This is a genomic window from Modestobacter lapidis (genome assembly GCF_054780755.1).
Map to the genome: position 1 here is coordinate 13302 of NZ_BAAGVS010000024.1, position 23814 is coordinate 37115.

Here is a 23814-nt window from a genome sequence, read left to right on the forward strand (position 1 = left end):
ATGGCCGGTTCCCTCCGCGCGCTGCGGCGCCGCATCCGCTCCACCCAGTCGACGAAGAAGATCTTCTCGGCCCAGGAGTTGATCGCCGGTGCCCGCATCGTGCGCGCGCAGAACCGGGTGGAGGCGTCCCAGCCCTACGCCCGGGAGATCACCCGGGTGCTGTCGGCGCTGGCCTCCTCGGCCAGCCTCGACCACCCGCTGCTCAGCGAGCGGGAGAGGCCCGACCGGGTCGCCGTCCTGGTCATCACCTCCGATCGCGGGTTCGCCGGGTCCTACAACGTCAACGTGCTGCGCCGCACCGAGGAGCTCCTGGGGCTGCTGCGCAACGAGGGCAAGGAGCCGCTGCTCTACGTCGTCGGGCGCAAGGGCGAGACCTACTACCGGTTCCGCGACCGGGACATGGTCGACACGTGGACCGGCTTCTCCGAGCAGCCCGGCTACGAGAACGCCCAGGAGGTCGGCCGCACCCTCATCGAGGCGTTCACCGCCGGGGCCGACGACGACGAGTCCGGGGCCGGCGAGGACGGCATCTTCGGCGTCGACGAGCTGCACATCGTCTACACCGAGTTCCGCTCCCTGCTGTCCCAGGTGCCCGTCGCCAAGCGGATGGCGCCCCTGGAGGTCGAGGAGGTCGAGGAGTTCCGCGACGAGCGGGACGAGCAGCTGGAGGCCGAGCGCACCAGCGACGTCCCGACGTCCTACGAGTTCGAGCCGTCGGCGGAGGAGCTGCTCGACGCGCTGCTGCCGAAGTACATCACCACCCGCATCTACGCGGCGATGCTCGAGGCGGCCGCCTCGGAGTCGGCGTCGCGCCGCCGGGCGATGAAGTCGGCGTCGGACAATGCCGAGGAGCTGGCGAAGAACCTGTCCCGGCAGGCGAATGCGGCCCGCCAGGCGGAGATCACCCAGGAGATCAGCGAGATCGTCGGCGGTGCCGATGCGCTGGTCTCGTCGGGGAGCGACATCTGACCGAGCAGGCCCCGGTCGGGGCGGCACCCGCCGTCCCGACCGAGGAAACCGAACACGCGAGACCACCGAGCCCGAGGGCAGGAGAGCAACACAGATGACCGTCACCGAGGACCGTCCGAGCACTCAGGAGACCACCGGCACCGGCCGGGTCGTCCGGGTCACCGGCCCGGTCGTCGACGTCGAGTTCCCCCGCGACGCGATGCCCGAGCTGTACAACGCGCTCAAGGTCGAGGTCACCCTCGCCGAACTGGGCAAGACGCTGACCCTCGAGGTCGCCCAGCATCTGGGCGACAACGTGGTCCGCACCATCTCGATGGCCCCGACCGACGGCCTGGTCCGCGGTGCCGAGGTACGGGACACCGGCTCGGCGATCTCCGTGCCGGTCGGCGACGCCGTCACCGGCCACGTCTTCAACACTCTCGGTGAGTGCCTGGACACGCCCGGCTACGGCGAGGACGCCCTGCACTGGACGATCCACCGGCCCGCGCCGAAGTTCGACCAGCTCGAGGGCCGCACCGAGCTGCTGGAGACCGGGATCAAGGTCATCGACCTGCTGACCCCCTACGTCCGTGGCGGGAAGATCGGCCTGTTCGGTGGGGCCGGCGTCGGCAAGACCGTCCTCATCCAGGAGATGATCCGGCGCGTTGCCCAGGAGTTCGGTGGCGTGTCGGTGTTCGCCGGCGTCGGCGAGCGCACCCGTGAGGGCAACGACCTCATCACCGAGATGACCGAGTCGGGCGTCATCAACTCGACCGCGCTGGTCTTCGGGCAGATGGACGAGCCGCCGGGCACCCGACTGCGGGTGGCGCTGTCGGCGCTGACGATGGCGGAGTACTTCCGCGACGAGCAGGACCAGGACGTGCTGCTCTTCATCGACAACATCTTCCGGTTCACCCAGGCCGGCTCCGAGGTGTCCACGCTGCTGGGGCGCATGCCGTCCGCGGTGGGCTACCAGCCGACCCTCGCCGACGAGATGGGCACGCTGCAGGAGCGGATCACCTCGACCCGGGGCCGGTCCATCACCTCGCTGCAGGCGATCTACGTGCCGGCCGACGACATCACCGACCCGGCGCCGCACACCACGTTCGCCCACCTGGACGCCACGACCGTGCTCTCCCGGCCCATCTCGGAGAAGGGCATCTACCCGGCCGTCGACCCGCTGGACTCCACCAGCCGGATCCTCGATGCGCAGTACATCGGGCAGGAGCACTACGACATCGCCCGCGAGGTGCAGCGGATCCTGCAGCGCTACCAGGAGCTGCAGGACATCATCGCCATCCTCGGGATCGACGAGCTCGGTGAAGAGGACAAGGTGACCGTCAACCGTGCGCGGCGGATCGAGCGGTTCCTCTCGCAGAACATGTTCGTGGCCGAGGCGTTCACCGGGCAGCCGGGTTCCTACGTCCCGCTCTCGGAGACGCTGCAGGCGTTCAAGGCGCTCACCGTGGGGGAGTACGACCACGTTCCCGAGCAGGCCTTCTTCATGTGTGGTGGCCTCGAGGACCTCGAGCGCAACTACGACAAGCTGAAGAAGCAGTAGTAGAAGGACCTCCCTGCCCCCCACCGCTCGCACCGCTCGCGGCGGGACCCTGCAGGGAGGCCGGTTGACGGCCGGGTCCCTCTCCGGAGGGACCCGGCCGTCGGCGTCTGCGCCTCGTGCCCACGATCCTTACGGAGAGTGACGACGAGCTGGGGCGCGACACCCGGATCGGGTGGAAGATCCCTCAGCGTTCAAGGACCGGCGCAGCTGCGTCGATCATGCTCCCAGTGCATCCGGATGGCGGATGCCCCGGTGGGAGAGCGACCGTGCGCAGCAGACATCCCGTGGACGTCGGGAACAGCACCAGCCCGGCCGGCACCTCCAGTGCCTGCGTGACGGATGCGATGGACTGGAGCTGGCCGCCCTACGCGCCGATCGAGCTCGCCGCGGAGCCCTTCGACACCCCCGACTGGGCGCCGGCGTCCGTGGTCCGGTACCCGGCGATCCGGGTCGGCCGCTGGACCGTGCTGTACCGGCGCGCGGCCTGAGCAAGGAGCCCGCTGCCCCCCACCGCTCGCAAGCTCGCGGCGGGACCCTGCACCGGGGCCCGCCCACACAGGGTTGCCAGCGAGGACACCCCGTGCCCCGGCTAGAGTGGGCACCGACCCGTCGCCGCGTCCATCCGGACCGGCGGCCCAGCACCCGCCGGTCCAGCACCGCCGGCCCGGTGGACCCCGAGGAGTGTCGTGGCGACCCTGCAGGTCGAGCTCGTGGCCGTGGAGCGGATGATCTGGTCCGGCGAGGCCACCATGGTCATCGCCCGGACGACCGAGGGCGAGCTCGGGGTTCTGCCCGGCCATGCCCCGCTGCTGGGCGAACTCGCGCCCGGTGGCGTGGTGCGCATCCGCCCGGAGTCGGGTGAGGACCTCATCGTCGCCGCGCACGGCGGATTCCTCTCGGTGACCGAGAAGGGCGTCTCGATCCTTGCCGAGACGGCCGAGATCTCCAGCGAGATCGACGTCGAGCGGGCCCGCGAGGCGCTCCGCCGTGCCGAAGGCGACGGCGACGACCCGGACGCCCAGGCCGCTGCCCGCCGGGCCCAGTCCCGCCTCCGGGCCGCCGGTCAGGACGCCTGAGCCCCGTTCGGCCGCGCTGCCGCCGAGGGCCCGCCGATGACCACCGCGATCCTGGTGCTCGTCGGGTTGCTGGTGGTCGGCCTCGTGGCGGCCTTCCTCCTGCGCCGGAGGTTCCTGCTCTCCGGGCTGGGCGCGGTCACCATGTGGCTGCGGCCGGCCGGTGCACCGCGGTGGTCCGTGGGCGTCGCGTGGTACTCCGGCGACATGCTGCTGTGGTACCGCGGGCTGTCCCTGTCGGTCCGCCCCAACCAGCGGCTGTGCCGGTCGGAGTTCCAGGTCGACGCCCGGCGGCGGCCGACCCCCGGTGACCTGTCCCTACCGGCCGAGAGCGTCGTCCTGACCTGCCGGACCGGCGCCGGCCCGCACGACCTGGCCATGGATTCCTCGACGGTGACCGGGTTCCTGTCCTGGATCGAGTCGGCTCCGCCGGTCGACCGCTGAAGGACCCCCTTGCCCCCCACCGCTCGCAGGCTCGCGGCGGTTGGAGGACCCCGTCCTCCTCACCCCTCGCAAGCTCGGGGCGAGCCTCGGGACGGGGCCTGAGGGGCCGTTCCAGACTGACGCTGGGTTCGCGTCAGTCGCTTGGACGAGCGGCGCGCTGGGCGTGCACGCCGCTGTGGGCGCCGGGCTCCCACAGGACGTCGCCGTCGGGGTTGGCCGTCCGGGCCAGGATGAACAGCAGGTCCGAGAGCCGGTTGAGGTAGCGGGCGGTCTCGGGGTTGGTCCGGGGCGCGTCGACGGTCAGCAGGGCCCACACGCTGCGCTCGGCCCGGCGGGCGACCGTCCGGGCCTGGTGCAGCAGCGCCGCCAGGGGCGTGCCGCCGGGCAGCACGAAGGACGTCAGGGCCGGCAACGGCTCGTTGGCGGCGTCGCACGCCGCCTCCAGCCGCTGGGTGTACTCGGGGGTGATCCGCAGCGGCGGATGGGCCGGCTGCTCGGTCACCGGGGTGGACAGGTCGGCCCCGACGTCGAAGAGGTCGTTCTGCACGCTGCGCAGCAGGTCGGCCAGCTCGGGGGCAGGGCTCCCGAGCGCCACCGCGAGGCCCAGCACGCTGTTGGTCTCGTCGACGTCGGCGTAGGCGACCAGGCGCGGATCGGTCTTGGTCACCCGGCTCATGTCCCCGAGGTGCGTCTCGCCGGCGTCCCCGGCCCTGGTGTAGATGCGCGTCAAGCGGACCGTCATGGGCCGAGCCTAGAAGAGGGACCCGGCTCCCCACCCCCCGCACGCTCGCGGTGGGACCCCGCGGCGCGGCCACCGTAGGGTGGGCTGGTGGACTGCTTCTCGGTGACCGGTGGGACGTCGCTGCAGGGGCGCGTCAGGGTCACCGGGGCGAAGAACAGCGCGCTCAAGCTGATGGCCGCCGCGCTGCTCGCGTCCGGACGGACCACCCTCGAGGAGGTCCCCGACATCCTCGACGTCGAGATCATGAGCGAGGTGCTGCGCCGCCTGGGCTGTGGCGTGACCTTCGACCGCTACCCGGCCGGCAGCGGTGGCGGCGGCCGGGTGCACATCGACGTCCCCGAGCAGCCCTCCAGCGAGACCGACTACGACCTCGTCCGCAGGATGCGGGCCTCGATCAGCGTGCTGGGCCCGCTGGTCGCCCGCTGCGGGACGGCGAAGGTGGCGCTCCCCGGCGGTGACGCGATCGGTTCCCGTGGCCTGGACATGCACATCGCCGGCCTCGAGCGGCTGGGTGCCACGGTGGTGAACGAGCACGGCTTCCTGATCGCGACCGCCCCCAAGCTGGTGGGCACCTCGATCTGGCTGGACTTCCCCTCGGTCGGTGCCACCGAGAACCTGGTGATGGCCGCGGTGCTGGCCGAGGGCACCACCATCGTGGACAACGCGGCCCGCGAGCCCGAGATCAGCGACCTCTGCCGGATGCTGACCGCGATGGGCGCCGAGATCGAGGGCGCAGGCACCTCCACCATCACCGTCCAGGGCGTGGCCGGGCTGCAGCCGGTGGCCTACACCACCGTCCCCGACCGGATCGTGGCCGGGACGTGGGCGATCGGGGCGGTGATGACGCGCGGGGACGTCGTCATCGAGCGTGCGATCGCCGACCACCTCACCGTGCCGATGGAGAAGCTGGTCAGCGCGGGCGCGACGGTGGAAGTGGTCCCCGACGGGGTGCGGGTCGCGATGACCGATCGGCCGCGCGGTGTCGACGTCGTCACGCTGCCCTTTCCCGGGTTCCCGACCGACCTGCAGCCGATGGCGGTCGCGCTGGCCGCGGTGTCCACCGGCACGGCCCTGATCACCGAGAACGTCTTCGAGGGCCGGTTCATGTTCGTCAACGAGCTGGTCCGGCTGGGTGCCGACGTGCGCATCGACGGGCACCACGCCGTCGTCCGCGGGCGGGAGCGGCTGTCGAGCGCGCCGGTGCTGGCCACCGACATCCGCGCCGGTGCCGGCCTCGTGCTGGCCGGACTGCTGTCCGACGGTGTCACCGAGGTGCAGGACGTCCGGCACATCGATCGCGGCTATCCCGACTTCGTCGAGCAGCTGCGCGGCGTGGGCGTGTCGATCGAACGCAGCGACCGCGCCGACTGACGTCCCTCCTTCAGCTGCCCCGGAACGACAGCGCCAGCTCGCGGGCACGCTCGGCGTCCTCGGAGAACACCAGCACGTCGGTCCGGTGGGGCGCCGGCTGGCGGAGGGTGGAGCGGATCCCGGCATCGGAGAGCACCGCGCGCAGGGCCAGCGCCGATTCCCGGCGGGTGACCGTCGCGACCGGCGTCAGCAGGCCGTCGGTCGCGGACTTGTCGCGGTTGCTGCCGCCCGATCTTCCCGAATCGAACGCCCAGCGCAGGAACAGCGCGATCACCGCGACCATGACCGCGGCGATGACCGGCCCGACGGCGTAGTGCAGGCTTCCGGCGTCGATCGGCACCCGGACCTCCCCGGTCGGCTCGCGGCGCACCGGCACGGGATCCCGCGCCGTGTCGAGTGTGCCACCGCCCGGTCGGCCGGCGGAGGTGTCCCGGCGCCGAGCGCCGGGAGCGTCCGCGCCCGTTGCCGGGGAGCGCGGCGGCGTGATGGAGTCCGGGGATGGACGAGACCCCCGGCGCGCCCCGGGTCGAACGCGACGGCGACACGGTCCGGATCACCATGGCCCGCGGGCCCAAGCGCAACGCCCTCTCCCGCGAGCACCTGACCCAACTGCTCGCCGCGGTCACCGCGGCGGGCGAGAGCGATGCGACCGGGATCGTGCTCGGTGGCGAGGGGCCGGTCTTCAGCGCCGGCCACGACTTCGCCGACGTCGCAGGCCGGCCGGTGGCCGAGGTGCGCAGCCTGCTGCTGCTGTGCACCGAGCTGATGGAGACCCTGCAGTCCGTTCCCCAGGTCGTGGTGGCACGGGTGCACGCGCTGGCCACCGCGGCCGGCTGCCAGCTGGTGGCCTCCTGCGACCTGGCCGTGGCGGCGGAGTCGGCCGGCTTCGCCGCCCCGGGCGGCAAGGGTGGCTGGTTCTGCCACACGCCGATGGTGGCCATCGCCCGCAACGTCGGGCGCAAGCGCGCGATGGAGCTGGCGCTGACCGGTGACGTCATCGATGCCCGGACGGCGCTGGACTGGGGGCTGGTCAACCGGGTGGTGCCCGGCGACCAGCTGGATGCCGCCGTCGACGATCTGCTGGCCCGGGCCACCCGCGGCTCGCGGGCGAGCAAGGCGTGGGGCAAGCAGACCATGTACGCCCAGCTGGACCGGCCCGAGCGCGATGCCTACGGCGTCGCCGTCGAGGTGATGGCCGCGGCCAGCCAGCTGGACGGCGCCCGCGAGGGGATGAGCGCGTTCCTGGGCAAGCGCCACCCGGTCTGGACCGATTAAGGACCCCCTGCCCCCACCGCTCGCAAGCTCGCGCCGGGTCCCTGCGGGGGGCCTGCGGGTGAGACAGCGCACACCGGGATGGTCCAGGTGGCGCCTCGCATTGTCCTTCATGTGCAGAACCTGTGGGGCCTCACCCGGTGCCTGGTCGTGGACCTCGGGCGCGTGACGGCCGGCCGCTGAGCGCGGTCGCCGCCCACCGTCCCGACCTCCACACCCCGCCCGGAAGGCACCCCTCGTGTTCGCTCGTCTCCGCCGCACCCCCTTCGCGGTGCAGGTCCTCCTCGCCCTCCTGCTGGGCATCGGCCTCGGGCTGGTCGCCCGCGAGATGGGGCCCGTCGCCGACGGCACCCCCAACTGGCTGACCAGCACCCTGCAGACCATCGGCAGCACTTTCGTCGCGCTGCTGCGGGTGATCGTCGTCCCGCTGATCGTCACCGCGATCATCGTCAGCATCGCCAACCTCGAGCAGGTCTCCAACGCCGCGCGGCTGGCCGGGCAGACGCTGCTGTGGTTCGCCATCACCGCGCTGATCGCCGTCGGCATCGGGATCGGGCTGGGCCTGCTCACCGAGCCCGGCCGCAACAGCTCCGTGGACGCCACCGCGGCCGACGTGCCGGAGACCACCGGCTCCTGGTGGGACTTCCTGCTGGGCCTGGTCCCGGCGAACTTCCTCGGCCTAAACACCTCCGCGGACGGGGCGTCGTTCAACGTGCTGCAGCTCATCGTGATCGCCGTCGCGATCGGGATCGCCGCGCTCAAGGTCGGCGAGGCCGCCGAGCCCTTCCTGTCCTTCACCCGGTCGGTGCTGGCCATCGTGCAGAAGGTGCTGTGGTGGGTCATCCTGCTGGCCCCGATCGGCACCCTGGGGCTGATCGGCAACGCGGTCGCGAGCTACGGCTGGGAGTCCCTGGGCTCGCTGGGGGTCTTCGCCGGTGCCGTCTACGCAGGCCTCGCGCTGGTGCTGTTCGTCGTCTACCCGGTACTGCTCCGCCTGCACGGGCTCTCCCCGCTGCGCTTCTTCGCCGGCGCCTGGCCGGCGATCCAGCTCGCCTTCGTGTCCCGGTCCTCGATCGGCACGCTCCCGGTGACCGAGCGGGTGACCGAGCAGAACCTGGGCGTCCCCCGGTCCTACGCATCGTTCGCCGTGCCGCTGGGCGCGACGACGAAGATGGACGGCTGCGCGGCGATCTACCCGGCGCTCGCGGCGATCTTCGTGGCGCAGTTCTTCGGCATCGACCTCGGGCTCACCGACTACCTGCTCATCGCGCTCGTCTCCGTGGTGGGCTCCGCCGCCACCGCGGGGGTCACCGGTGCGGTGGTCATGCTGACCCTCACGCTGTCCACCCTGGGCCTGCCGCTGGCCGGGGTCGGCCTGCTGCTGGCCATCGACCCGATCCTGGACATGGGCCGGACGGCGACCAACGTGGCCGGTCAGGCGCTGGTGCCCACGATCGTGGCCAAGCGGGAGGGCATCCTGGACCTCGAGCGCTACCGCTCGACGTCGACCATCGATCCGATGGCGCCGGTCGAGCGCGCCGGGGTCACCGAGGGCGTGGACGGCGACCTCCGGCGGCAGCCCGCCACCGTCTGACCGGTTCCGGGCGGGTTCAGCCGATGAGGTCGTCGCAGCCCGACTCGTGCGGCAGCAGCGGCCGGAAGGTCACCGCCCAGCGCGCGCCGTCGTCGGTCACCCAGGGGGTGGCGCTGGTGGCCGCCTGGGCCGCGGAGGCCACGGCCTGCGCCTGTTCCCCGGTCGCGGTCACGCAGCTGAGGTCGGGCAGCGGGCCCACCGGTTCGCCGGGCAGGTCCGGGCCCGGCCACGGCATCTCCGGGTGGACCAGGTCGGGTTCGTTCCCGTCGCCGGTCGCCGTCCAGGGGCGGACCACGGCGGCCACCGCCTCGGGCCGGTAGGAGCGGACGGGGGAGACGGCGTCCGGGCCCAGGGTGCCGGGGAGGTCGGTCAGCGCGTCGAGGAAACCGCGCAGCTCCGCCCGGGCGGCGATCTGCTCGTCGGACAGCCCGCTGCCACCGGGGTCGAGGCCGCCGACCTCGGTCAGCCCGTAGACCTCCCGCACCGCGGTGTCGGTGGCGGTGGCCAGGGTGAACCGGGTGCTGGGCACGTCCGCGAGGGGTGGCGTGCCCAGGTCGCCGGTCTCGGTCACGCCGGCGGCCCGGGCCCGCTCGACCAGGGTGTGCACCGCCTGCCGGTCGATCTCCTGCACCTGCACGTTGGGCCAGGCCGGGCCCGGGTAGATCGCCGGCACGGGCCCCTCGGTGATGACCCGGCCGTCGGCGTAGACGCTGACGAGTGGGAGCCGGGCGGCCAGCATCTCCGGGGTGACGAAGCCGCCGGTGTAGGACACCTGGAGGACCAGTTCGTCCGGTGCGCCGGGCAGGCCGGGGGTGACGGCGTCCGGCGGCGAGCCCCCGGCGTCCTGGGCGGCGCAGGCGCCGAGCAGCAGGAGCAGGCCGAGGGCGGCCGCGGAGCGGGCAGTGCGCGCGCGGGTCATCCCGGAAGGACGACGTGGGGCCCGGGGAGGTTCCCGGGGCACCCGGTAGCGTCGTCGTCCGTGCGTCTGGTCATCGCCCGCTGCTCCGTCGACTACATCGGTCGGCTCACGGCTCATCTCCCCTCCGCCCTCCGGCTGCTGCTGGTCAAGGCCGACGGCTCGGTCTCGGTGCACGCCGACGACCGCGCCTACAAGCCGCTGAACTGGATGACGCCGCCGTGCACCCTGAAGGACGAGCTGGTGGACGGCGCGGGGACGTGGACGGTCACCAACAAGGCCGGTGAGCAGCTGGTGATCACCATCGAGTCGGTCGAGCACGACTCGAAACACGAGCTGGGCGTCGACCCCGGTCTGCAGAAGGACGGCGTGGAGGCCGAGTTGCAGCGGCTGCTCGCGTTGCACGTGGAGACCTTCGGCGCCGGCTGGTCGCTGGTCCGCCGCGAGTACCCGACCGCGATCGGCCCGGTCGACCTGCTCTGCCGGGACGCCGGCGGCGCGGTGGTCGCGGTGGAGATCAAGCGGCGCGGTGAGATCGACGGCGTCGAACAGCTCACCCGCTACCTGGAGCTGCTCAACCGCGACCCGCTGCTGGCGCCGGTGAAGGGTGTCTTCGCCGCGCAGGAGATCAAGCCGCAGGCCCGGGTGCTGGCCACCGACCGGGGGATCGACTGCGTGACGGTCGACTACGCCGTCCTCAAGGGCACCGACGACCCCTCTGCGCGGCTGTTCTAGCCGGAGTGGATCCGCCGCGGTCACGCCGACGGATCCACACCGCCCGGGCGGTGGGAGACTGCCGGGGTGCCCAGGGAACTGAACGAGGTCGGCGTCGTCGGGCTGGGCACCATGGGCGCCGGCATCGCCGAGGTGTTCGCCCGCGCGGGGTTGTCGGTCACCGCCGTGGACGTCGACGACGCCGCGGTGCGACGCGGTCGGGAGCACGTCGATGGCTCGACCGGGCGGGCGGTCTCCCGGGGCAGGCTCGACCCGGCCGACCGGGACGCCGTCCTCTCCCGGATCCGCTTCACCACCGGCATGGACGACCTCGCCGCCGCCGAGCTGGTCGTGGAGGCGGTGCCGGAGCGGAGGGAGCTCAAGACCGGGGTGCTGTCCGCGCTGGACCGGATCTGCCCGCCGGACACCATCCTGGCCACCAACACCTCGAGCCTGTCGGTCACCGAACTGGCGGTCACCACCGGCCGCCCCGGCGCGGTCATCGGGATGCACTTCTTCAATCCGGCGCCGGTGATGAAGCTCGTCGAGGTCGTGCGGACCGTCGTCACCGAGCCCTCCGTGGTCGAGGACGTCGAGGCGCTGGCCACCCGGCTGGGCAAGGTCCCCGTCGTCATCGGCGATCGGGCCGGGTTCGTCGCCAACGCGCTGCTCTTCGGCTACCTCAACCACGCCGTGGCGATGTACGACAGCGGGTCGGCCGGCCGCGAGGACATCGACACCGCGATGCGGCTGGGCTGCGGGCTGCCGATGGGGCCGTTCGCCCTGCTGGACCTGATCGGCATCGACACCGCCGTCGAGGTGCTGGACACGATGTACCGGCAGTCGAGCGATCGGCTGCACGCTCCCAGCCCGCTCCTCACCCAGCTCGCCGCCGCCGGGATGCTGGGCCGCAAGACCGGTCGCGGCTTCTACACCTACGCCGCCCCCCACTCCGCCGAGGTCGTACCGGACGCGCAGACCCCGGCGCCGGGCGGCACCGCCGAGGGAGCCCGGCCGGTGCGGTCGGTCGGCGTCGTCGGATCCGCGGGGTGCGCGAGTGGGACCGACCGCCTGACCGCCGCCGTCGAGGCGGCCGGTCTGCCGGTCACCTCCGTGATCGCCTTCCTCGGGGAACCGGCGCCGCCGTCGGGCCCGGGCGACGCCGAGCTGCGGCTGCGCTGGACGGGGCCGCTGGAGGACCTGGCGCAGGCCGACCTGGTGCTGGTGAGCGCGGACGCGCGTCCGGAGGGCATCGGGGCGGTGTTCGCGGCGCTCGGCGAGCTCACCCGGCCCGGGACGGTGCTGGTGGCCACCGGCCGTGGCCCGGTCGTCGACCTCGCGGTCGCCAGCGGGCGCCCCTCCGATGTCGTCGGGCTGCACGTGGCGGGCCCGGACCTGCGCCTGGCCGAGGTGGTCAGCTCGGTCGTGACCGCACCGGAAGCTGCTGCCACGGTGCGGGCACTGTGCGCCCGGCTCGGTGCCCACGCCGTCGCCTGCGCCGACCGGGCCGGGTTCGTCGTCGACGCGCTGCTGTTCCCCTACCTCAACGACGCGGTGCGCATGATCGAGGCGCGCTACGCCGGTGCCGACGACATCGATGCGGCGATGACCCTGGGCTGCGGCTATCCGACCGGGCCGGTCGCGCTGCTGGACGAGATCGGCCTGGACGTCGCGTTGGCGGCCCAGCAGCGGCTGTACGCCGAATCCCGGGAGCCGGGCCTCGCCCCGGCGCCGCTGTTGCAGCAGCTGGTCACCGCCGGCCACCTCGGGCGCCGGACGGGTCGCGGGTTCCGCGACCATCCCGCCCGCTGAGCCGGTGCCGCGTCGAGGAAGGCCGCGCCGCGGGCCGGATCGGGCCAGGCCCGGCCGGCCCGGCGGCGGAGCGCTGCCGGACCGGCGGCAACCGGTCGAGGAGGCCGGTGACGGGGACTGGGCGGTGCGCCCGGTCACCGGGGCCGGCAGCGACAAGACCTACCGGTGCCCGGGTTGTGATCAGGAGATCCGGCCGCGGACGCCGCACCTGGTGAGCTGGCCGGCCTACGCCCGCGACTCCGACCTCGATCCCTGGGACACCGACTCGGCGGCCGACCTGCGCCGGCACTGGCACAGCGCCTGCTGGCGGGCCCGCGACCGGCGGCACCGCTGAGCACGGCTCAGGGGACGGCGACCGCGTAGACGACCACGTTGTCCCGGTAGCTGCGGCGGCCGGGGTCGAAGGTCCCGCCGCAGGTGATGAGCCGCAGCTCCGGGCCCGTGGTCGGCCCGTAGACCTCCGCGGTGGCGAAGTCGGCCTTCGGGTACTGCGCCACCCGGGTGACCCGGAACCCGACGTCCCGGCCGTCGCTGCGGGTCACCTGCACCGTGTCGCCGACGGTGAGCTCCTCCAGCCGGAAGAACACCGCCGGACCGGTGCGGGAGTCGACGTGTCCGGCGATCACCGCCGGCCCCACGTCGCCGGGCACCGGCCCGGCGGCGAACCAGCCGGCCCGGTCGAAGTCGGCGGGCGGGACCAGGGCGCCGGCGTCGTCGACACCCAGATCGGCCAGGCTGCTCTCCACGGAGATCGCCGGGATGCTGACCCGGACCGGTGTCGCGCCCGCCGGGGCAGTCGGGCCACGCAGCAGCACCGGCGCCGGAGGTGAGCCCGGGGTGCTCGCCACAGCAGGCAGGCCGGGAGCGCCCGGGGACGTCAGCGCGAGCGTCCCCGCGGAGATCGCGACCGCGGCGAGCCCCCAGCGCATCCGGGTCAGCGCCCGGCTGGGACGGAGGGTGTGTCTGCCCATCGGCGGGTCAGGAGGCGGCGTGCCGGGGTGCCCGGTCCCGGTCGGGCCGGCGCAGCAGGGCGGTGAGCAGCAGTCCGAGGGCAGCGAGCGCGGCGACCGCCGGCCCGACCATGGCCCACGGGTCGGTGCCGCCCGCGGTGCCGCCGGCTCCGGTCTCGACGCCCCCGGTGGGGACGACGCCCGGGCCGGCGGCGTCCAGCACGCTCTGGACGGTGATCCCGCCGCCGCTGCGGTCGAGCACCAGCACCGTGTGGACCGACCCGGCGGGCAGCTCGACGGGCAGGTCGACCGGCGCGCCGGAGCCGGCGACGGTGAGCGTGCCGGCGCCGCCGGGGACGTCGACGTAGTCGGTGCTGGCACCGAACTCCAACCCGGTGGCCAGGGCGGCCGATCCGGCCAGGGAGAGATCGAGCGGGGACGCCGAGGCCGCCGCGTTGATCACCCGGGCACGGGCCTGGCCGGCCGGCGGCAGCGTGAGGTCGTCGCTGAGCACGGCGAAACGCAGATCGGCGAAGTAGCCCACCCCGGCGATGGTCACTGCCCGGCCCGGCTCCACCGTGACGGTGGTGGCCAGGGCCGGTGGGCCGGCCGGGTCGGCGCCGGCGTTCCGGGCGCTGACGGTGTAGGTGCCCGCCGGAACCGGCTGGTACGGGGAGACGTCACCGTAGGTGACCGCCGGGAGGACCACCTGGGTGCCGGGCGTGGACACGGAGTCGATGTAGGCGTCGACGGCCGGGGTGTCCGGGGAGAGGTGCGCCATCCGCACCAGCCCCTCGGCCGGTGTGGCATCGCCGGCTGCGGCGTCCCCCGGGGCCGCGGCCGCCGGCGCGAGCCCGAACGCCGCCAGTCCCGCCACGAGGAGGGAGAGCAGGAACGCTCGGGTCGACGGGGTCATCGGGCTTCCTCCAGGGTCGCGGGCGTGCGGTCGGCCGCGGCAGGCAGCTGCGCCTCATCTTCCCCCAGTGCGGGCGACGGCACCGTCCGGATCGGGAGACCAACGGTAGGTGACGAGCACACCCTGGTCGACGCGGCGGACGGTGTCCGGTGCGTAGGGCTCTCGCTGGGCGTCCACCCAGGCCAGCAGGCGGTCGGCGCGGCGGGGATCATCGGCCAGGACGGTGCCCCCGATCCCGGTGATGACGGCGGAGCGGACGAGGGTGCGGCCCTCCTCGCCGGGCACGACCGGCAGGCTGTCCAGAGCCACGCCGAACCGCGCGCCGATCCCGGCCAGCAGTGACAGCAGCCGCGGGTCGACCGCGCCGGAGGACAGCACGTCGGCCACCGGACCGGGGGCCGCGGTCTGCGGGTTGGCCAGCAGGGCGCGGGCCAGCGCGCGCCGCCGCTCGACCGCCGCAGGGTCCGGCGGAGCCGGGTCCGGGTGGACCACGGACAGCGCGGGGAGGCCGTCCGCGGGGTCGAAGCGGGCCACCGCGGCGCCGTCGACCGGGGAATCGCCGGACTCCACCCGCAGCTCCGTCGTCCCCGGGGCGGTGGCCGCGAGCTGCACGTCCGTCGCGACGCCCACCCGGGAGGGGGCCGCGCCGGCGTGCACCAGCTCGGCGCGCAGCGTCGCATCGGCGGACACCCGTCCATCCGGGGGCAGCTGGTCCTGCACCCAGGCCACCAGCTGCCGGTGCGCGGCGGCACCCAGATCGCTGCGCGGTGCCGCCGCGAGGAGGAGAACCGTGACGGCCGCCGTGGCCCCGACCGTGGACACCGCGACCAGCCGCACGGTCCGCCGTCGGCCCGGGTGCCCGACGACCGCGGCCCCGACGACGTGCTCCAGCGCAGCGGCCAGCAGCAGCGCCGCCACCGGGAGGCAGAGCAGCAGCGCGGGCAGCCGGCCCCACGGCGGAGCCACCGCCAGCAGCGTGGTGGCGGCCAGCGCGACCGCCGGGGTGCGCAGCGGTGGCAGCACCACGACCGTCAGCAGCGCGACGGCCAGCAGCGCCGCGGTGACCAGAAGGAGGTCCGGCAGTCCGGCCGCCCAGCGGCCCGGGGCCTGCGGCTGGGAATCCCACCTGGCGACGAGCAGTCGCACGGCGACGGTGGCCGCGGCCAGCCCCGTGCCGACGGCGAGCCGGCGGGTCGCGGGTCCGCGGCCGAGCAGCTCACCGGTGGCGACGGCCGCGGCCAGCCCGGCCGTTCCGAGCAGCAGCACGTCGGGGGTCAGCAGCGTGCCGAGCGCGATCGCCCCGCCGGCCACCGGCCAGGGTGCCCGCGGCGTGCGTCCGCCGACGGCCAGCCACGTGCCCAGCAGCAGCCAGGTGATGCCCAGGGCCGCCGGGGTGCTGACCGCGTGCGCCGGGACGAGGGTGGGAACGGCGCCGAAGGCGAGGACGGCGACGGCACTGGCCGGCTGCCCGAGGCCGCCCCGCCGGGCCGTGCCCCAGACCAGCGCGGCCGAGGTCAGCAGCAGGACCAGCAGCAGCTCCCGGCCGGCACCGGCCAGGGTCGCGTGCCGCTCGAAGGCCCGGGTGACGGTGGCGTAGACCGCGGCGTGCACCGCGGCGAGGCCCTCGGGGGACAGCAGCGGGAGGTCGCTGGTCCCGCGGAGCAGGCCGGCGGCCGGCGCGGTGAGGGCGCCGTCGTCGGGCAGGGGGAGGCCGCGGACGGTGCGCGCGCCGGCCAGCCCGACGACGAGCAGGGCGGCCAGCGGCCAGAGCGCACCGAGGCGGCGGGACGGCGGCTGCCAGCCGGCGCGGTGCCGTGCCCGCCGGGGCGAGGGCTCAGTGCCAGGAGCGGGTGGGGCGGCGTGGGAGGTCGTCGTCCCGGGCGTGCGGTCGGGCACGGCGCAGCTCCCCCCGGCGTCCCCAGCGCCGACCTGCGTACGGCGACCGGCCGGTCCGCGTGTTCCCTGCTCGCGGAACCGGTCCCCGGGTCGGCTGCCCCCGACCCTGGCACGGGCCCGCACCGGCGGCCACTGGGAGTGCTCGACCCGGGGCGCTGCGTGCCCGGAAGGGCGGTCGTGCCCCCGGTCAGCGCGGGTTGGGGCTGGGCCGTCCCGCCGGCTGCTGCGGACCGGCGGCCGGGACCGTCGTGGTCACCGGCTGTCCGGCCGGCCGGCTGCCGGTGGCCGGGCCGGGCGTGGGGACCGGGGGCGCCTGCCGCTGGGTGGGTTGTGGCCGGAACGTCGGGTTCGGGCGCCCCGCCTGCTGGGCGGGCTGCGGCGCGAGGGGTTGTGGTGCGGCGGGCTGCTCGGCCGGCGGGGTGGCCGGTGCCGGGCCAGCGGCGGCGGGCCGGGCCGGGACCTCGTCCGCCGGCGCCTCCGGTTCCGGGGCGGGACGGGCCGGAGCCGGCGCGGAGGCGTCCGCGGCGGGCTCGCCGCGCGGAGCCGGCGCGCGGGGGACGACGGCCTCGGTGACGATCGCCTCGGTGGGCGGCGCGGCCGGCCCGGCGTCGGGGGTTGTCCCGGTGGGTGCCTTCGGCTGGTCGGATCCGGGCACGTCGCGGTCGCTGAGGTCGGGCAGCCCGCTGAGCATGGTGCGCACCTCGGCCAGGCGCCGGGTGACGTCGTCGCGGATCGCCCGGAGGGCGGCGGCCGCGGCCTCCGCCTCGCCGACCGTGCGGGCGGCGTGCTGGTCGGCGGCGGCCACGGTGCGGGTCGCGTGCTCCTCGGCCGCGGCGATCCGTTGCTGCGCCGCCGTGAGGGTGGCCGCCTCGCGCTCCTCCTCCAGCCGGGCGGTCTCGGTGCGCCGGGCGCGCTGGGCGATCTCGAAATCCTCCTCGACCTTGGCCCGGCGGGCCTGGGAGTCGGCGTCGAGCCGCGTGACACGCTCCTGGGCCTTCTGCACCAGCTCGTCGGCGCGGGCCTGCGCCTTGGTCGAGATCGCCTCGGCGTGCTGGCGCGCCTCGGCGACGAGTCGCTCGGCCTCGGCCTGGCTGGCCGCCTGCCGCTCGCCGAACGCCCGTTCCTCGCCGGCGACCCGTTCCCGCACGGCCTCGGCGTCGGCGGCTGCGGCCTGGCGCAGCTGCAGCGAGTACTCCTCGGCGGACCGGCGGATCTCCCCGGCCTCCTCCTCGGCCAGCCGGAGCATGTTGGAGATGCGCTCGCCCATGTTCTCGAACGTGGGCGCCCCGGCGCTCGCCGCGCGCCGGCGCAGCGACTCCACCTCGCCGTGCAGCGCGGAGAGCTGGCCGGCCAGGTCGGCGGACCGGGCGAGGGCGGCGTCCCGGTCGGCCAGCGCGACGTGCATGTCGGCCTCGAGCCGTTCCAGCACCTCGGCCACCTGGTCGCGGTCGTAGCCCTTCCGGACGACGTCGAAGGAGGGGCCGCCTCCACGCAGGGAGAGCATGTCGTGGTGGGCGTCGCTCATGACCCGCATCCTCGCAGAGATCCAGCGCAGGGTCAGCGTGTCCGGCGCCGCTCCCAGGACGGTGCCGGCGGCCCGCGACGCGCCGATCCGGCCGTCCCCGGGCACGGCGGGCGGACCGTCAGGGTGCGGCGGGCTGGACCAGTTCGACGAGCACGCCCCCGGCGTCCTTCGGGTGGACGAAGTTGACCCGGCTGCCGGCGGTGCCCCGGCGCGGGGCGTCGTAGAGCAGCCGGAGTCCGCGCTCGCGCAGCGTGGCGCTGACCGCCTCGACATCGGCGACCCGGAAGGCCAGTTGCTGCAGGCCAGGGCCGGAGCGGCCGATGAACTTCGCGATCGTCGACTCCGGCGTCAGCGGGGCCAGCAGCTGGATCCGGGTCTCGCCGTCCCCGACCGCCAGCATCGCCTCGTGGACGCCCTGCTCCTCGTTGACCTCCTCGTGCACCGAGGTGATGCCGAAGGCGAGTTCGTAGAAGGCGATGGCCTCGCGGAGGTCGGGCACCGCGATGCCCACGTGGTCGATCGTGGTGAACAGCTCGGAAGGCAGGCCGGTGTGCGCAGCGTCGGTCACCCTGCGCATCGTGCCGCGCCCGTCCGGGGACGGCCAGCTCTCCCGCGGCCGGACCGGGTGGGCCACATCACCGGCGGCGTCCCGGTCGGCCCGCGCGCACCTATCCTGGAGCGAGCCCGTGGCGCCCCGGCGCCGGCGCGGTGCCCTGTCGACGTGGCCGCCACCGGCGGCGGCCGAGCCCCTGGAGCCCCTGATGAGCCAGCCCGCACAGACCCGGTCCGTCATCGTCGGCGGAGCCCGCACCCCGATGGGCCGGCTGCTCGGCTCGCTCAAGGACTTCTCCGCCGCCGACCTCGGTGGCGTGGCCATCAAGGCGGCGCTGGAGCGGGCCGGGATCGCCGGCGACCAGGTCGACTACGTGATCATGGGCCACGTTCTCCAGGCCGGCGCGGGTCAGAACCCCGCCCGCCCGGCCGCGGTGGCCGGCGGCATCCCGATGTCGGTGCCGTCCTTCACGCTCAACAAGGTCTGCCTGTCCGGCATCGACGCCATCGCGCTGGCCGACCAGCTGATCCGGGCCGGGGAGTTCGACGTCGTCGTCGCCGGCGGCATGGAGTCGATGACCCAGGCGCCGCACCTGCTGGCCGGCTCCCGCACCGGGACCAGGTACGGCGACACGGCGCTGGTCGACTCGATGGCCCACGACGGCCTCACCGACACCTTCGACCAGGTCGCGATGGGCGCGCTCACCGAGCAGGCCAACTCCCGCTACGGGCTGACCCGCGAGGAGCAGGACGCCTTCGCCGCCGGCAGCCACCAGAAGGCGGCGCGGGCGGCCAAGAACGGGGTCTTCGACGAGGAGATCACCCCGGTCCTCATCCCGCAGCGCAAGGGCGACCCGATCGAGTTCCGCGAGGACGAGGGCATCCGCCCCGACACCACCGCCGAGAGCCTGGCCAGGCTCAGGCCGGCGTTCGCCGCGGACGGCACCATCACCGCTGCCTCGGCGTCGCAGATCTCCGACGGTGCCTGCGCGGTGGTGGTGATGTCCGCGGCCAGGGCCCAGGAGCTCGGCTGCACCGTGCTCGCCGAGATCGGTGCGCACGGCGTCGTCGCCGGCCCGGACGCGACCCTGCAGAGCCAGCCCTCCCGGGCGATCAAGAAGGCCTGCGAGCGGGAGGGCATCGCGCCCGAGGACCTCGACCTCGTCGAGCTCAACGAGGCGTTCGCCGCCGTCGCCATCGTCTCCACCCGCGAGCTGGGCATCGACCCGGAGAAGGTGAACCCCAACGGCGGTGCGATCGCCCTCGGTCACCCGATCGGCATGAGCGGCGCCCGGATCGTGCTGGACCTGGTCCTGGAGCTGGGCCGTCGCGGTGGCGGGATCGGTGCCGCGGCGCTGTGCGGCGGTGGTGGCCAGGGCGACGCGCTGGTCCTGCACGTGCCTGCCCGGTGACCCGCCCGGCGCCGGCCGCCGACCGGCTCGTCGCGCAGCTCCGACCCCCGCCCGGCAGGATGGCGGCGTGAACGGGACCCCGGACGCCGTCGTCGTCGGAGCCGGCCCGAACGGCCTGGCCGCCGCGCTGCGCCTGGCGGCCGCCGGGCTGTCGGTGCGGGTGGTCGAGCGCGGGGAACGCGCCGGCGGCGGCCTGCGCACCGAGGAGGTGACGCTGCCCGGTTACCGGCACGACATCTGCTCCACGGTGCACCCGATGGCGGCCAGCGCCCCGTTCTTCCGCGAGTTCGACCTCGCCTCGCGGGGGGTCCGGCTGCTCCAGCCAGAGATCAACTTTGCCCATCCGCTGGACGGCGGGCGCGCAGCGCTGTCCCACCACTCGCTGGAGCAGACGGCCGCCGGGCTCGGCCGGGACGCGGCCGCCTACCGCCGGCTCTTCGGCCCGCTGCTGCGCCAGGCCGACGAGATCACCGACTTCTTCCTCACCTCGGCGTTCCGCCGGCTGCCCACCCGCGGCTTCCTCGGTGTCGCCGGGTTCGGGCTGCAGGGGCTGCCCAGTGTCGGGTGGCTGGCCCGGCGCTGCTTCGACGACGACGCGGCCCGGGCGCTGATCGCCGGGGCGGCGGCGCACGGGATGCTCAACCTGACCCGTCCGCTCACCGCGGCGCTCGGGATGTTCCTGGGGATGCTGTCGCACCACCAGGGCTGGCCGCTGATCGAGGGCGGCTCCCAGGAGCTCGCCGACGCCATGGTCACCGCCCTGGAGCAGCAGGGCGGTGAGGTCGTCACCGGGCACGAGGTCACCGACCTGCGGGAGTTCGACGGCATCCCGGCCGTGCTGCTCAACACCACGCCGTCGGCGTTCGTCGCGATGGCCGGCGACCGGGTGCACCCGGGCTACCGGCGCTGGGTGCAGCGCTACAAGCACGGCCCCGGTGTGTTCAAGATCGACTGGGCGCTGTCCGAGCCGGTGCCGTGGACCAACCCCGACGTCCGCCGGGCCGGCACGGTGCACGTCGCCGGCACGATGGAGGAGACGATCGCCGGGGAGGCCGCACCGGCGACCGGGCGGCTGTCGGAGAAGCCGTACGTGCTCGCCGTGCAGCCCACCGTGGTCGACCCGTCGCGCGCGCCGGCGGGCGGGCACGTCTTCTGGGCCTACGTGCACGTGCCGCACGGGTCGACGGCCGACATGACCGAGGCGATCGAGGCGCAGGTCGAGCGGTTCGCCCCCGGGTTCCGCGACACGGTCATCGCCCGGCACACCATGCACGCCGGGCAGATGGAGGACTGGAACCCCAACGACGTCGGCGGGGACATCTCCAACGGCGAGGCATCGCTGCGGCAGATGCTCGCCCGGCCGGTGCCCCGCTGGAACACCTACCGGACCCCGGTTCCCGGCACCTACCTGGCCGGCGCGGCCACCCCGCCGGGGCCGGCGGTGCACGGTCAGTGCGGCGACAACGCCGCCCAGGTGGCCCTGCGCGAGGTGTTCGGCGTCCGGCACGCCCCGCCGCTGCGCCCGCCGCCGCCGGCCTGTTGAAGGACCCCGTCCCTCTCACCACCTCGCAAGCTCGGCGGCGAGCCTCCGGTCGGGGCCGAGGAGAGCGCGGCGGATGACCGGCGGAGGGGGACGGGCTGCGGCGCGGTCCGGCGCGGTGGGATGATCGAGGTCATGCAGCCGAACCGCCCCGCTCGTCCCGATCCCCGCGCCCAGGCCCAGCAGGCCCGGATGGCGTCCTCGCTGGCCGGCGCGGTCGACCTCGCGGCCGTGAAGGCACGCTCCGAGGCGGCCGCCCGGGCGCAGTCCGCCCCACCCCCGACGGCGAGCGCACCGGCCGGAGTGCCCGGGGGTGTCGTCGTGGACGTCGACGAGGCGACCTTCCAGTCCGAGGTCCTCGACCGTTCCTTCCAGGTCCCGGTCGTGCTGGACCTGTGGGCCGAGTGGTGCGGTCCGTGCAAGCAGCTCTCCCCGGTGCTCGAGCGGCTGGCCACCGAGGGCGGCGGCACCTGGGTGCTGGCCAAGGTCGACGTGGACGCCAACCAGGCGCTCGCGCAGGGGCTGCGGGTGCAGGGCATCCCGGCGGTCAAGGCCGTCTGGCAGGGGCAGCTGGTCGCCGAGTTCACCGGCGCCATCCCCGAGGAGCAGGCCCGCCAGTTCATCAGCGAGCTGGTCGCGGCCACCACCGGGGGAGAGGTTCCCGACGCCGCCGAGGGCGCCCTCGAGGAACCCGAGGACCCCCGGCTGGACGCCGCCGAGGCCGCCCTCGACCAGGGTGACCTCGCCGCCGCCGAGGCGGCCTACCAGGCCATCCTCGACGCCGAGCCCGATCACCCGGTGGCCGGGCTGGCGCTGCGCCAGGTGCAGCTGTTCCGCCGCGCCGAGGAGGCGGGCCCCGACGCGCTGAACGCCGCCGACGCCGCTCCCGACGACGTGGCCGCACAGACCCGCGCGGCGGACTTCCTGCTGGGCACCGGCAACGTCGACCAGGCCTTCGAGCGGCTGCTCGCCGTGGTCCGCCGCACCAGCGGCGAGGACCGCGACATGGCCCGGAAGCACCTGGTGGAGCTGTTCGGCGTCGTCGGCGACGACGACCCCCGGGTCGGCCCGGCCCGCCGCGCGCTCACCACCGCCCTCTTCTAGGACGGTCTGCGGCCTCCCTGCGGGCCCCCACCGCGAGCTCGCGAGTGGTGGGGGGCAGGGAGGTCCTTCAACAGGCGGACGGGCCCTCGAACACCCCGGTGCGGAAGACGTCGACCAGCTGGAAACCGGTCAGTCCGCTGTCGGCGAGCACCGCGGGGTCGGTGCTGTACTCGAGCAGGAACTGCACGCTCTCGTCGGCGTCCCCGGGGGAGATCGTGATGACCTGGCTCTCGCCCCCGAGGACGAACGCGGTGAAGGCACCGGCCAGGCAGGCGGCGGAGCGGATGGCGTCCCGGCCCTGGGTCGACTCGCCGAGCTGGTCGCGCGCGGCCAGGCTGTAGGGGATCGCCACCGCGGTCAGGACGGCGTAGTCGCCGAACTCCGCGTACAGCGGGCGCGTCAGGTCGGTCTCGTCGAAGGCGACGACGTCGTCGGCGGCACAGAAGAGCAGGTCCAGATCGGGGTCCTGGCCATCGCAGCCGGGTGCCTGCCGGGAGAACGGTTCGATCGCCGGGGGCTGGAAGTCCCGGCCGAGTTCGGCGAACGCCGCCTCCCAGAATTCGGGGAGCGCCTCGGGAACGAAGATCCCAAGCGTCTCCTGGTAGGAGGCGTTGCCGCCGGCGAGCGCCTCGGCGCGGCCGGAGAACCTGTCCTGCGTGTAGGGCCGGTTCTCCCCGAACTCGTCCCGGCAGCTGGTCGGGCCTTCGTCGAAGCCCTGCTGGAAGGCCGACACCCGGTCGAAGTAGGAACCGTGCGCCTCCTGTTCCCGGGTGCTGGTGCCCACCGGGTCGCGCAGCAGCAGGTAGCCGCGGAGCACCTCGTCCAGCTCGGCCGCCCGGATCGTGTTGTGCGGCGCCTCGCCGTCGGCGACCCAGGCGGTCCAGGCGCCGGCGAAGCAGTCGGCCTGGGTCTCGATCGCGATCGACTGCGGGGTCGGGTACCCCACCCGGCCCTGGACCGCGTGGCCGAACTCGTGCGCCATGACCAGCGCGGGGATGAACCGGCCGTACTGCTCGGCGAGCTCGCGCAGGAAGGAGCGGTCGTAGGAGATGGCGTCCCCGCCCGGGTACTGGTTGCTCGGCAGGCAGTAGGCGGCGTTGTCGACGATGGACTCCGGTGGCTGGCCGCAACCGATGTGCCCGCCCGGATAGGCCGCCGGGTTCACGTCGGCCGGGTCCACCGAGTAGTAGCCGCCGGTCAGCGGGGTGAACCCGGTGCCGAAGGTGGGCTCGAACTGCTCGGCCCAGTAGGTGTTCAGGTCGGTCAGCGCATTGCGGGCGAGCCGGTCGACCTCGTCGTCGACGGCCCCGATGATGGGGAACTCCTCGATCGCGACCGCACCGACCGGCGCCGACGCCGGGCTCGCGCTCCCCGGCACCAGCACCACGGTGCAGCCGGTGAGCGTGCTGAGCACGGTGGCGCCGGCGAGGGCGGCCCCGGCCAGCAGGCGGCGGAACGAGGAGGGCATGGGC

Annotated in this window: 23 protein-coding genes; 14 read left to right on the top strand and 9 right to left on the bottom strand. The window is 74.5% G+C overall.

Annotation, left to right across the window (positions count from 1 at the left end; translation table 11 throughout):
* The 5 genes from ACYVG5_RS18105 to ACYVG5_RS18125 all read left to right on the top strand — a co-directional run bounded on the left by ACYVG5_RS18105 (window position 1) and on the right by ACYVG5_RS18125 (window position 4026).
* Window positions 1–969, top strand: coding sequence for a F0F1 ATP synthase subunit gamma (locus ACYVG5_RS18105; RefSeq protein ID WP_222049139.1), 969 nt, complete (start codon window positions 1–3; stop codon window positions 967–969).
* Window positions 970–1063: 94 nt separating this feature from the next.
* Window positions 1064–2509, top strand: a complete 1446-nt coding sequence (gene atpD / locus ACYVG5_RS18110) for a F0F1 ATP synthase subunit beta (RefSeq protein WP_222049140.1) — start codon at window positions 1064–1066, stop codon at window positions 2507–2509.
* 266 nt (window positions 2510–2775) lie between these two features.
* Complete coding sequence (locus ACYVG5_RS18115) at window positions 2776–2997, top strand: hypothetical protein (protein WP_222049141.1); 222 nt, start codon at window positions 2776–2778, stop codon at window positions 2995–2997.
* A 198-nt stretch (window positions 2998–3195) separates the two neighbouring features.
* A complete protein-coding gene (locus ACYVG5_RS18120; RefSeq protein WP_222049142.1) occupies window positions 3196–3585 on the top strand; it encodes a F0F1 ATP synthase subunit epsilon in 390 nt (129 codons plus the stop codon).
* A 36-nt stretch (window positions 3586–3621) separates the two neighbouring features.
* Window positions 3622–4026 carry a DUF2550 domain-containing protein gene (locus ACYVG5_RS18125; protein WP_222049143.1) on the top strand — a complete coding sequence of 135 codons (405 nt, stop codon included), beginning with the start codon at window positions 3622–3624 and terminating at the stop codon, window positions 4024–4026.
* Window positions 4027–4159: 133 nt separating this feature from the next.
* On the opposite strand, the gene ACYVG5_RS18130 is transcribed toward ACYVG5_RS18125, so the two are convergent.
* Window positions 4160–4768, bottom strand: a complete 609-nt coding sequence (locus ACYVG5_RS18130) for a cob(I)yrinic acid a,c-diamide adenosyltransferase (protein WP_222049144.1) — start codon at window positions 4766–4768, stop codon at window positions 4160–4162.
* A gap of 87 nt (window positions 4769–4855) precedes the next feature.
* On the opposite strand from ACYVG5_RS18130, the gene murA reads away from it, so the two are divergent.
* Window positions 4856–6139, top strand: coding sequence for a UDP-N-acetylglucosamine 1-carboxyvinyltransferase (gene murA, locus ACYVG5_RS18135; protein ID WP_222049145.1), 1284 nt, complete (start codon window positions 4856–4858; stop codon window positions 6137–6139).
* A gap of 10 nt (window positions 6140–6149) precedes the next feature.
* Here the strand turns inward: murA and ACYVG5_RS18140 are convergent, their stop codons facing one another.
* Window positions 6150–6479 (bottom strand): hypothetical protein, encoded by a 330-nt coding sequence (locus ACYVG5_RS18140; protein WP_222049196.1) that lies wholly within the window; start codon window positions 6477–6479, stop codon window positions 6150–6152.
* 158 nt (window positions 6480–6637) lie between these two features.
* On the opposite strand from ACYVG5_RS18140, the gene ACYVG5_RS18145 reads away from it, so the two are divergent.
* Together ACYVG5_RS18145 and ACYVG5_RS18150 are read left to right on the top strand one after the other, a co-directional pair.
* Complete coding sequence (locus tag ACYVG5_RS18145; RefSeq protein ID WP_222049146.1) at window positions 6638–7414, top strand: enoyl-CoA hydratase-related protein; 777 nt, start codon at window positions 6638–6640, stop codon at window positions 7412–7414.
* Between the two features lie 235 nt (window positions 7415–7649).
* Window positions 7650–9005 (top strand): dicarboxylate/amino acid:cation symporter, encoded by a 1356-nt coding sequence (locus tag ACYVG5_RS18150; protein ID WP_222049147.1) that lies wholly within the window; start codon window positions 7650–7652, stop codon window positions 9003–9005.
* Window positions 9006–9021: 16 nt separating this feature from the next.
* Here ACYVG5_RS18150 and ACYVG5_RS18155 read toward each other — a convergent pair whose 3' ends face one another.
* Window positions 9022–9924 (bottom strand): hypothetical protein, encoded by a 903-nt coding sequence (locus ACYVG5_RS18155; protein WP_222049148.1) that lies wholly within the window; start codon window positions 9922–9924, stop codon window positions 9022–9024.
* Between the two features lie 60 nt (window positions 9925–9984).
* Here ACYVG5_RS18155 and nucS point away from each other — a divergent pair, with 60 nt between their 5' ends.
* The 3 genes from nucS to ACYVG5_RS18170 all read left to right on the top strand — a co-directional run bounded on the left by nucS (window position 9985) and on the right by ACYVG5_RS18170 (window position 12781).
* Window positions 9985–10656: an endonuclease NucS gene (gene nucS, locus ACYVG5_RS18160; RefSeq protein WP_222049149.1), complete on the top strand. Its 672-nt coding sequence runs from the start codon at window positions 9985–9987 to the stop codon at window positions 10654–10656.
* A 66-nt stretch (window positions 10657–10722) separates the two neighbouring features.
* Window positions 10723–12447: a 3-hydroxyacyl-CoA dehydrogenase gene (locus tag ACYVG5_RS18165; protein WP_222049150.1), complete on the top strand. Its 1725-nt coding sequence runs from the start codon at window positions 10723–10725 to the stop codon at window positions 12445–12447.
* 124 nt (window positions 12448–12571) lie between these two features.
* Complete coding sequence (locus tag ACYVG5_RS18170) at window positions 12572–12781, top strand: hypothetical protein (RefSeq protein ID WP_460683420.1); 210 nt, start codon at window positions 12572–12574, stop codon at window positions 12779–12781.
* Between the two features lie 7 nt (window positions 12782–12788).
* Here ACYVG5_RS18170 and ACYVG5_RS18175 read toward each other — a convergent pair whose 3' ends face one another.
* The 5 genes from ACYVG5_RS18175 to mce all read right to left on the bottom strand — a co-directional run bounded on the left by ACYVG5_RS18175 (window position 12789) and on the right by mce (window position 18302).
* A complete protein-coding gene (locus tag ACYVG5_RS18175; protein ID WP_222049151.1) occupies window positions 12789–13418 on the bottom strand; it encodes a class F sortase in 630 nt (209 codons plus the stop codon).
* Between the two features lie 7 nt (window positions 13419–13425).
* Complete coding sequence (locus ACYVG5_RS18180; protein WP_222049152.1) at window positions 13426–14313, bottom strand: DUF4397 domain-containing protein; 888 nt, start codon at window positions 14311–14313, stop codon at window positions 13426–13428.
* 54 nt (window positions 14314–14367) lie between these two features.
* Window positions 14368–16209, bottom strand: a complete 1842-nt coding sequence (locus ACYVG5_RS18185; protein WP_222049153.1) for a thioesterase domain-containing protein — start codon at window positions 16207–16209, stop codon at window positions 14368–14370.
* A gap of 187 nt (window positions 16210–16396) precedes the next feature.
* Window positions 16397–17734, bottom strand: a complete 1338-nt coding sequence (locus tag ACYVG5_RS18190; protein ID WP_460683421.1) for a hypothetical protein — start codon at window positions 17732–17734, stop codon at window positions 16397–16399.
* A gap of 118 nt (window positions 17735–17852) precedes the next feature.
* Complete coding sequence (gene mce, locus ACYVG5_RS18195) at window positions 17853–18302, bottom strand: methylmalonyl-CoA epimerase (RefSeq protein ID WP_460683422.1); 450 nt, start codon at window positions 18300–18302, stop codon at window positions 17853–17855.
* Between the two features lie 193 nt (window positions 18303–18495).
* Here mce and ACYVG5_RS18200 point away from each other — a divergent pair, with 193 nt between their 5' ends.
* The 3 genes from ACYVG5_RS18200 (at window position 18496) to ACYVG5_RS18210 (ending at window position 22342) form a co-directional block, all read left to right on the top strand.
* Window positions 18496–19698: an acetyl-CoA C-acetyltransferase gene (locus tag ACYVG5_RS18200; protein ID WP_222049198.1), complete on the top strand. Its 1203-nt coding sequence runs from the start codon at window positions 18496–18498 to the stop codon at window positions 19696–19698.
* A gap of 67 nt (window positions 19699–19765) precedes the next feature.
* Window positions 19766–21241 (top strand): phytoene desaturase family protein, encoded by a 1476-nt coding sequence (locus ACYVG5_RS18205; protein ID WP_222049156.1) that lies wholly within the window; start codon window positions 19766–19768, stop codon window positions 21239–21241.
* Window positions 21242–21373: 132 nt separating this feature from the next.
* Window positions 21374–22342, top strand: coding sequence for a tetratricopeptide repeat protein (locus tag ACYVG5_RS18210; protein WP_222049199.1), 969 nt, complete (start codon window positions 21374–21376; stop codon window positions 22340–22342).
* A gap of 67 nt (window positions 22343–22409) precedes the next feature.
* Here the strand turns inward: ACYVG5_RS18210 and ACYVG5_RS18215 are convergent, their stop codons facing one another.
* Window positions 22410–23810 (bottom strand): neutral zinc metallopeptidase, encoded by a 1401-nt coding sequence (locus ACYVG5_RS18215; RefSeq protein ID WP_222049200.1) that lies wholly within the window; start codon window positions 23808–23810, stop codon window positions 22410–22412.
* Window positions 23811–23814 lie beyond the last annotated feature (4 nt).

Excerpts from the sequence above, each read along its gene's own strand:
- ACYVG5_RS18130 (WP_222049144.1), bottom strand. The coding sequence starts at position 4,768 with ATGACGGTCCGCTTGACGCGCATCTACACCAGGGCCGGGGACGCCGGC.
- ACYVG5_RS18175 (WP_222049151.1), bottom strand. The coding sequence starts at position 13,418 with ATGGGCAGACACACCCTCCGTCCCAGCCGGGCGCTGACCCGGATGCGC.
- ACYVG5_RS18200 (WP_222049198.1), top strand. The coding sequence starts at position 18,496 with ATGAGCCAGCCCGCACAGACCCGGTCCGTCATCGTCGGCGGAGCCCGC.
- ACYVG5_RS18210 (WP_222049199.1), top strand. The coding sequence starts at position 21,374 with ATGCAGCCGAACCGCCCCGCTCGTCCCGATCCCCGCGCCCAGGCCCAG.
- ACYVG5_RS18215 (WP_222049200.1), bottom strand. The coding sequence starts at position 23,810 with ATGCCCTCCTCGTTCCGCCGCCTGCTGGCCGGGGCCGCCCTCGCCGGC.
- ACYVG5_RS18190 (WP_460683421.1), bottom strand. The coding sequence starts at position 17,734 with ATGAGCGACGCCCACCACGACATGCTCTCCCTGCGTGGAGGCGGCCCC.
- ACYVG5_RS18145 (WP_222049146.1), top strand. The coding sequence starts at position 6,638 with ATGGACGAGACCCCCGGCGCGCCCCGGGTCGAACGCGACGGCGACACG.
- ACYVG5_RS18155 (WP_222049148.1), bottom strand. The coding sequence starts at position 9,924 with ATGACCCGCGCGCGCACTGCCCGCTCCGCGGCCGCCCTCGGCCTGCTC.
- ACYVG5_RS18125 (WP_222049143.1), top strand. The coding sequence starts at position 3,622 with ATGACCACCGCGATCCTGGTGCTCGTCGGGTTGCTGGTGGTCGGCCTC.
- ACYVG5_RS18180 (WP_222049152.1), bottom strand. The coding sequence starts at position 14,313 with ATGACCCCGTCGACCCGAGCGTTCCTGCTCTCCCTCCTCGTGGCGGGA.
- atpD (WP_222049140.1), top strand. The coding sequence starts at position 1,064 with ATGACCGTCACCGAGGACCGTCCGAGCACTCAGGAGACCACCGGCACC.
- ACYVG5_RS18105 (WP_222049139.1), top strand. The coding sequence starts at position 1 with ATGGCCGGTTCCCTCCGCGCGCTGCGGCGCCGCATCCGCTCCACCCAG.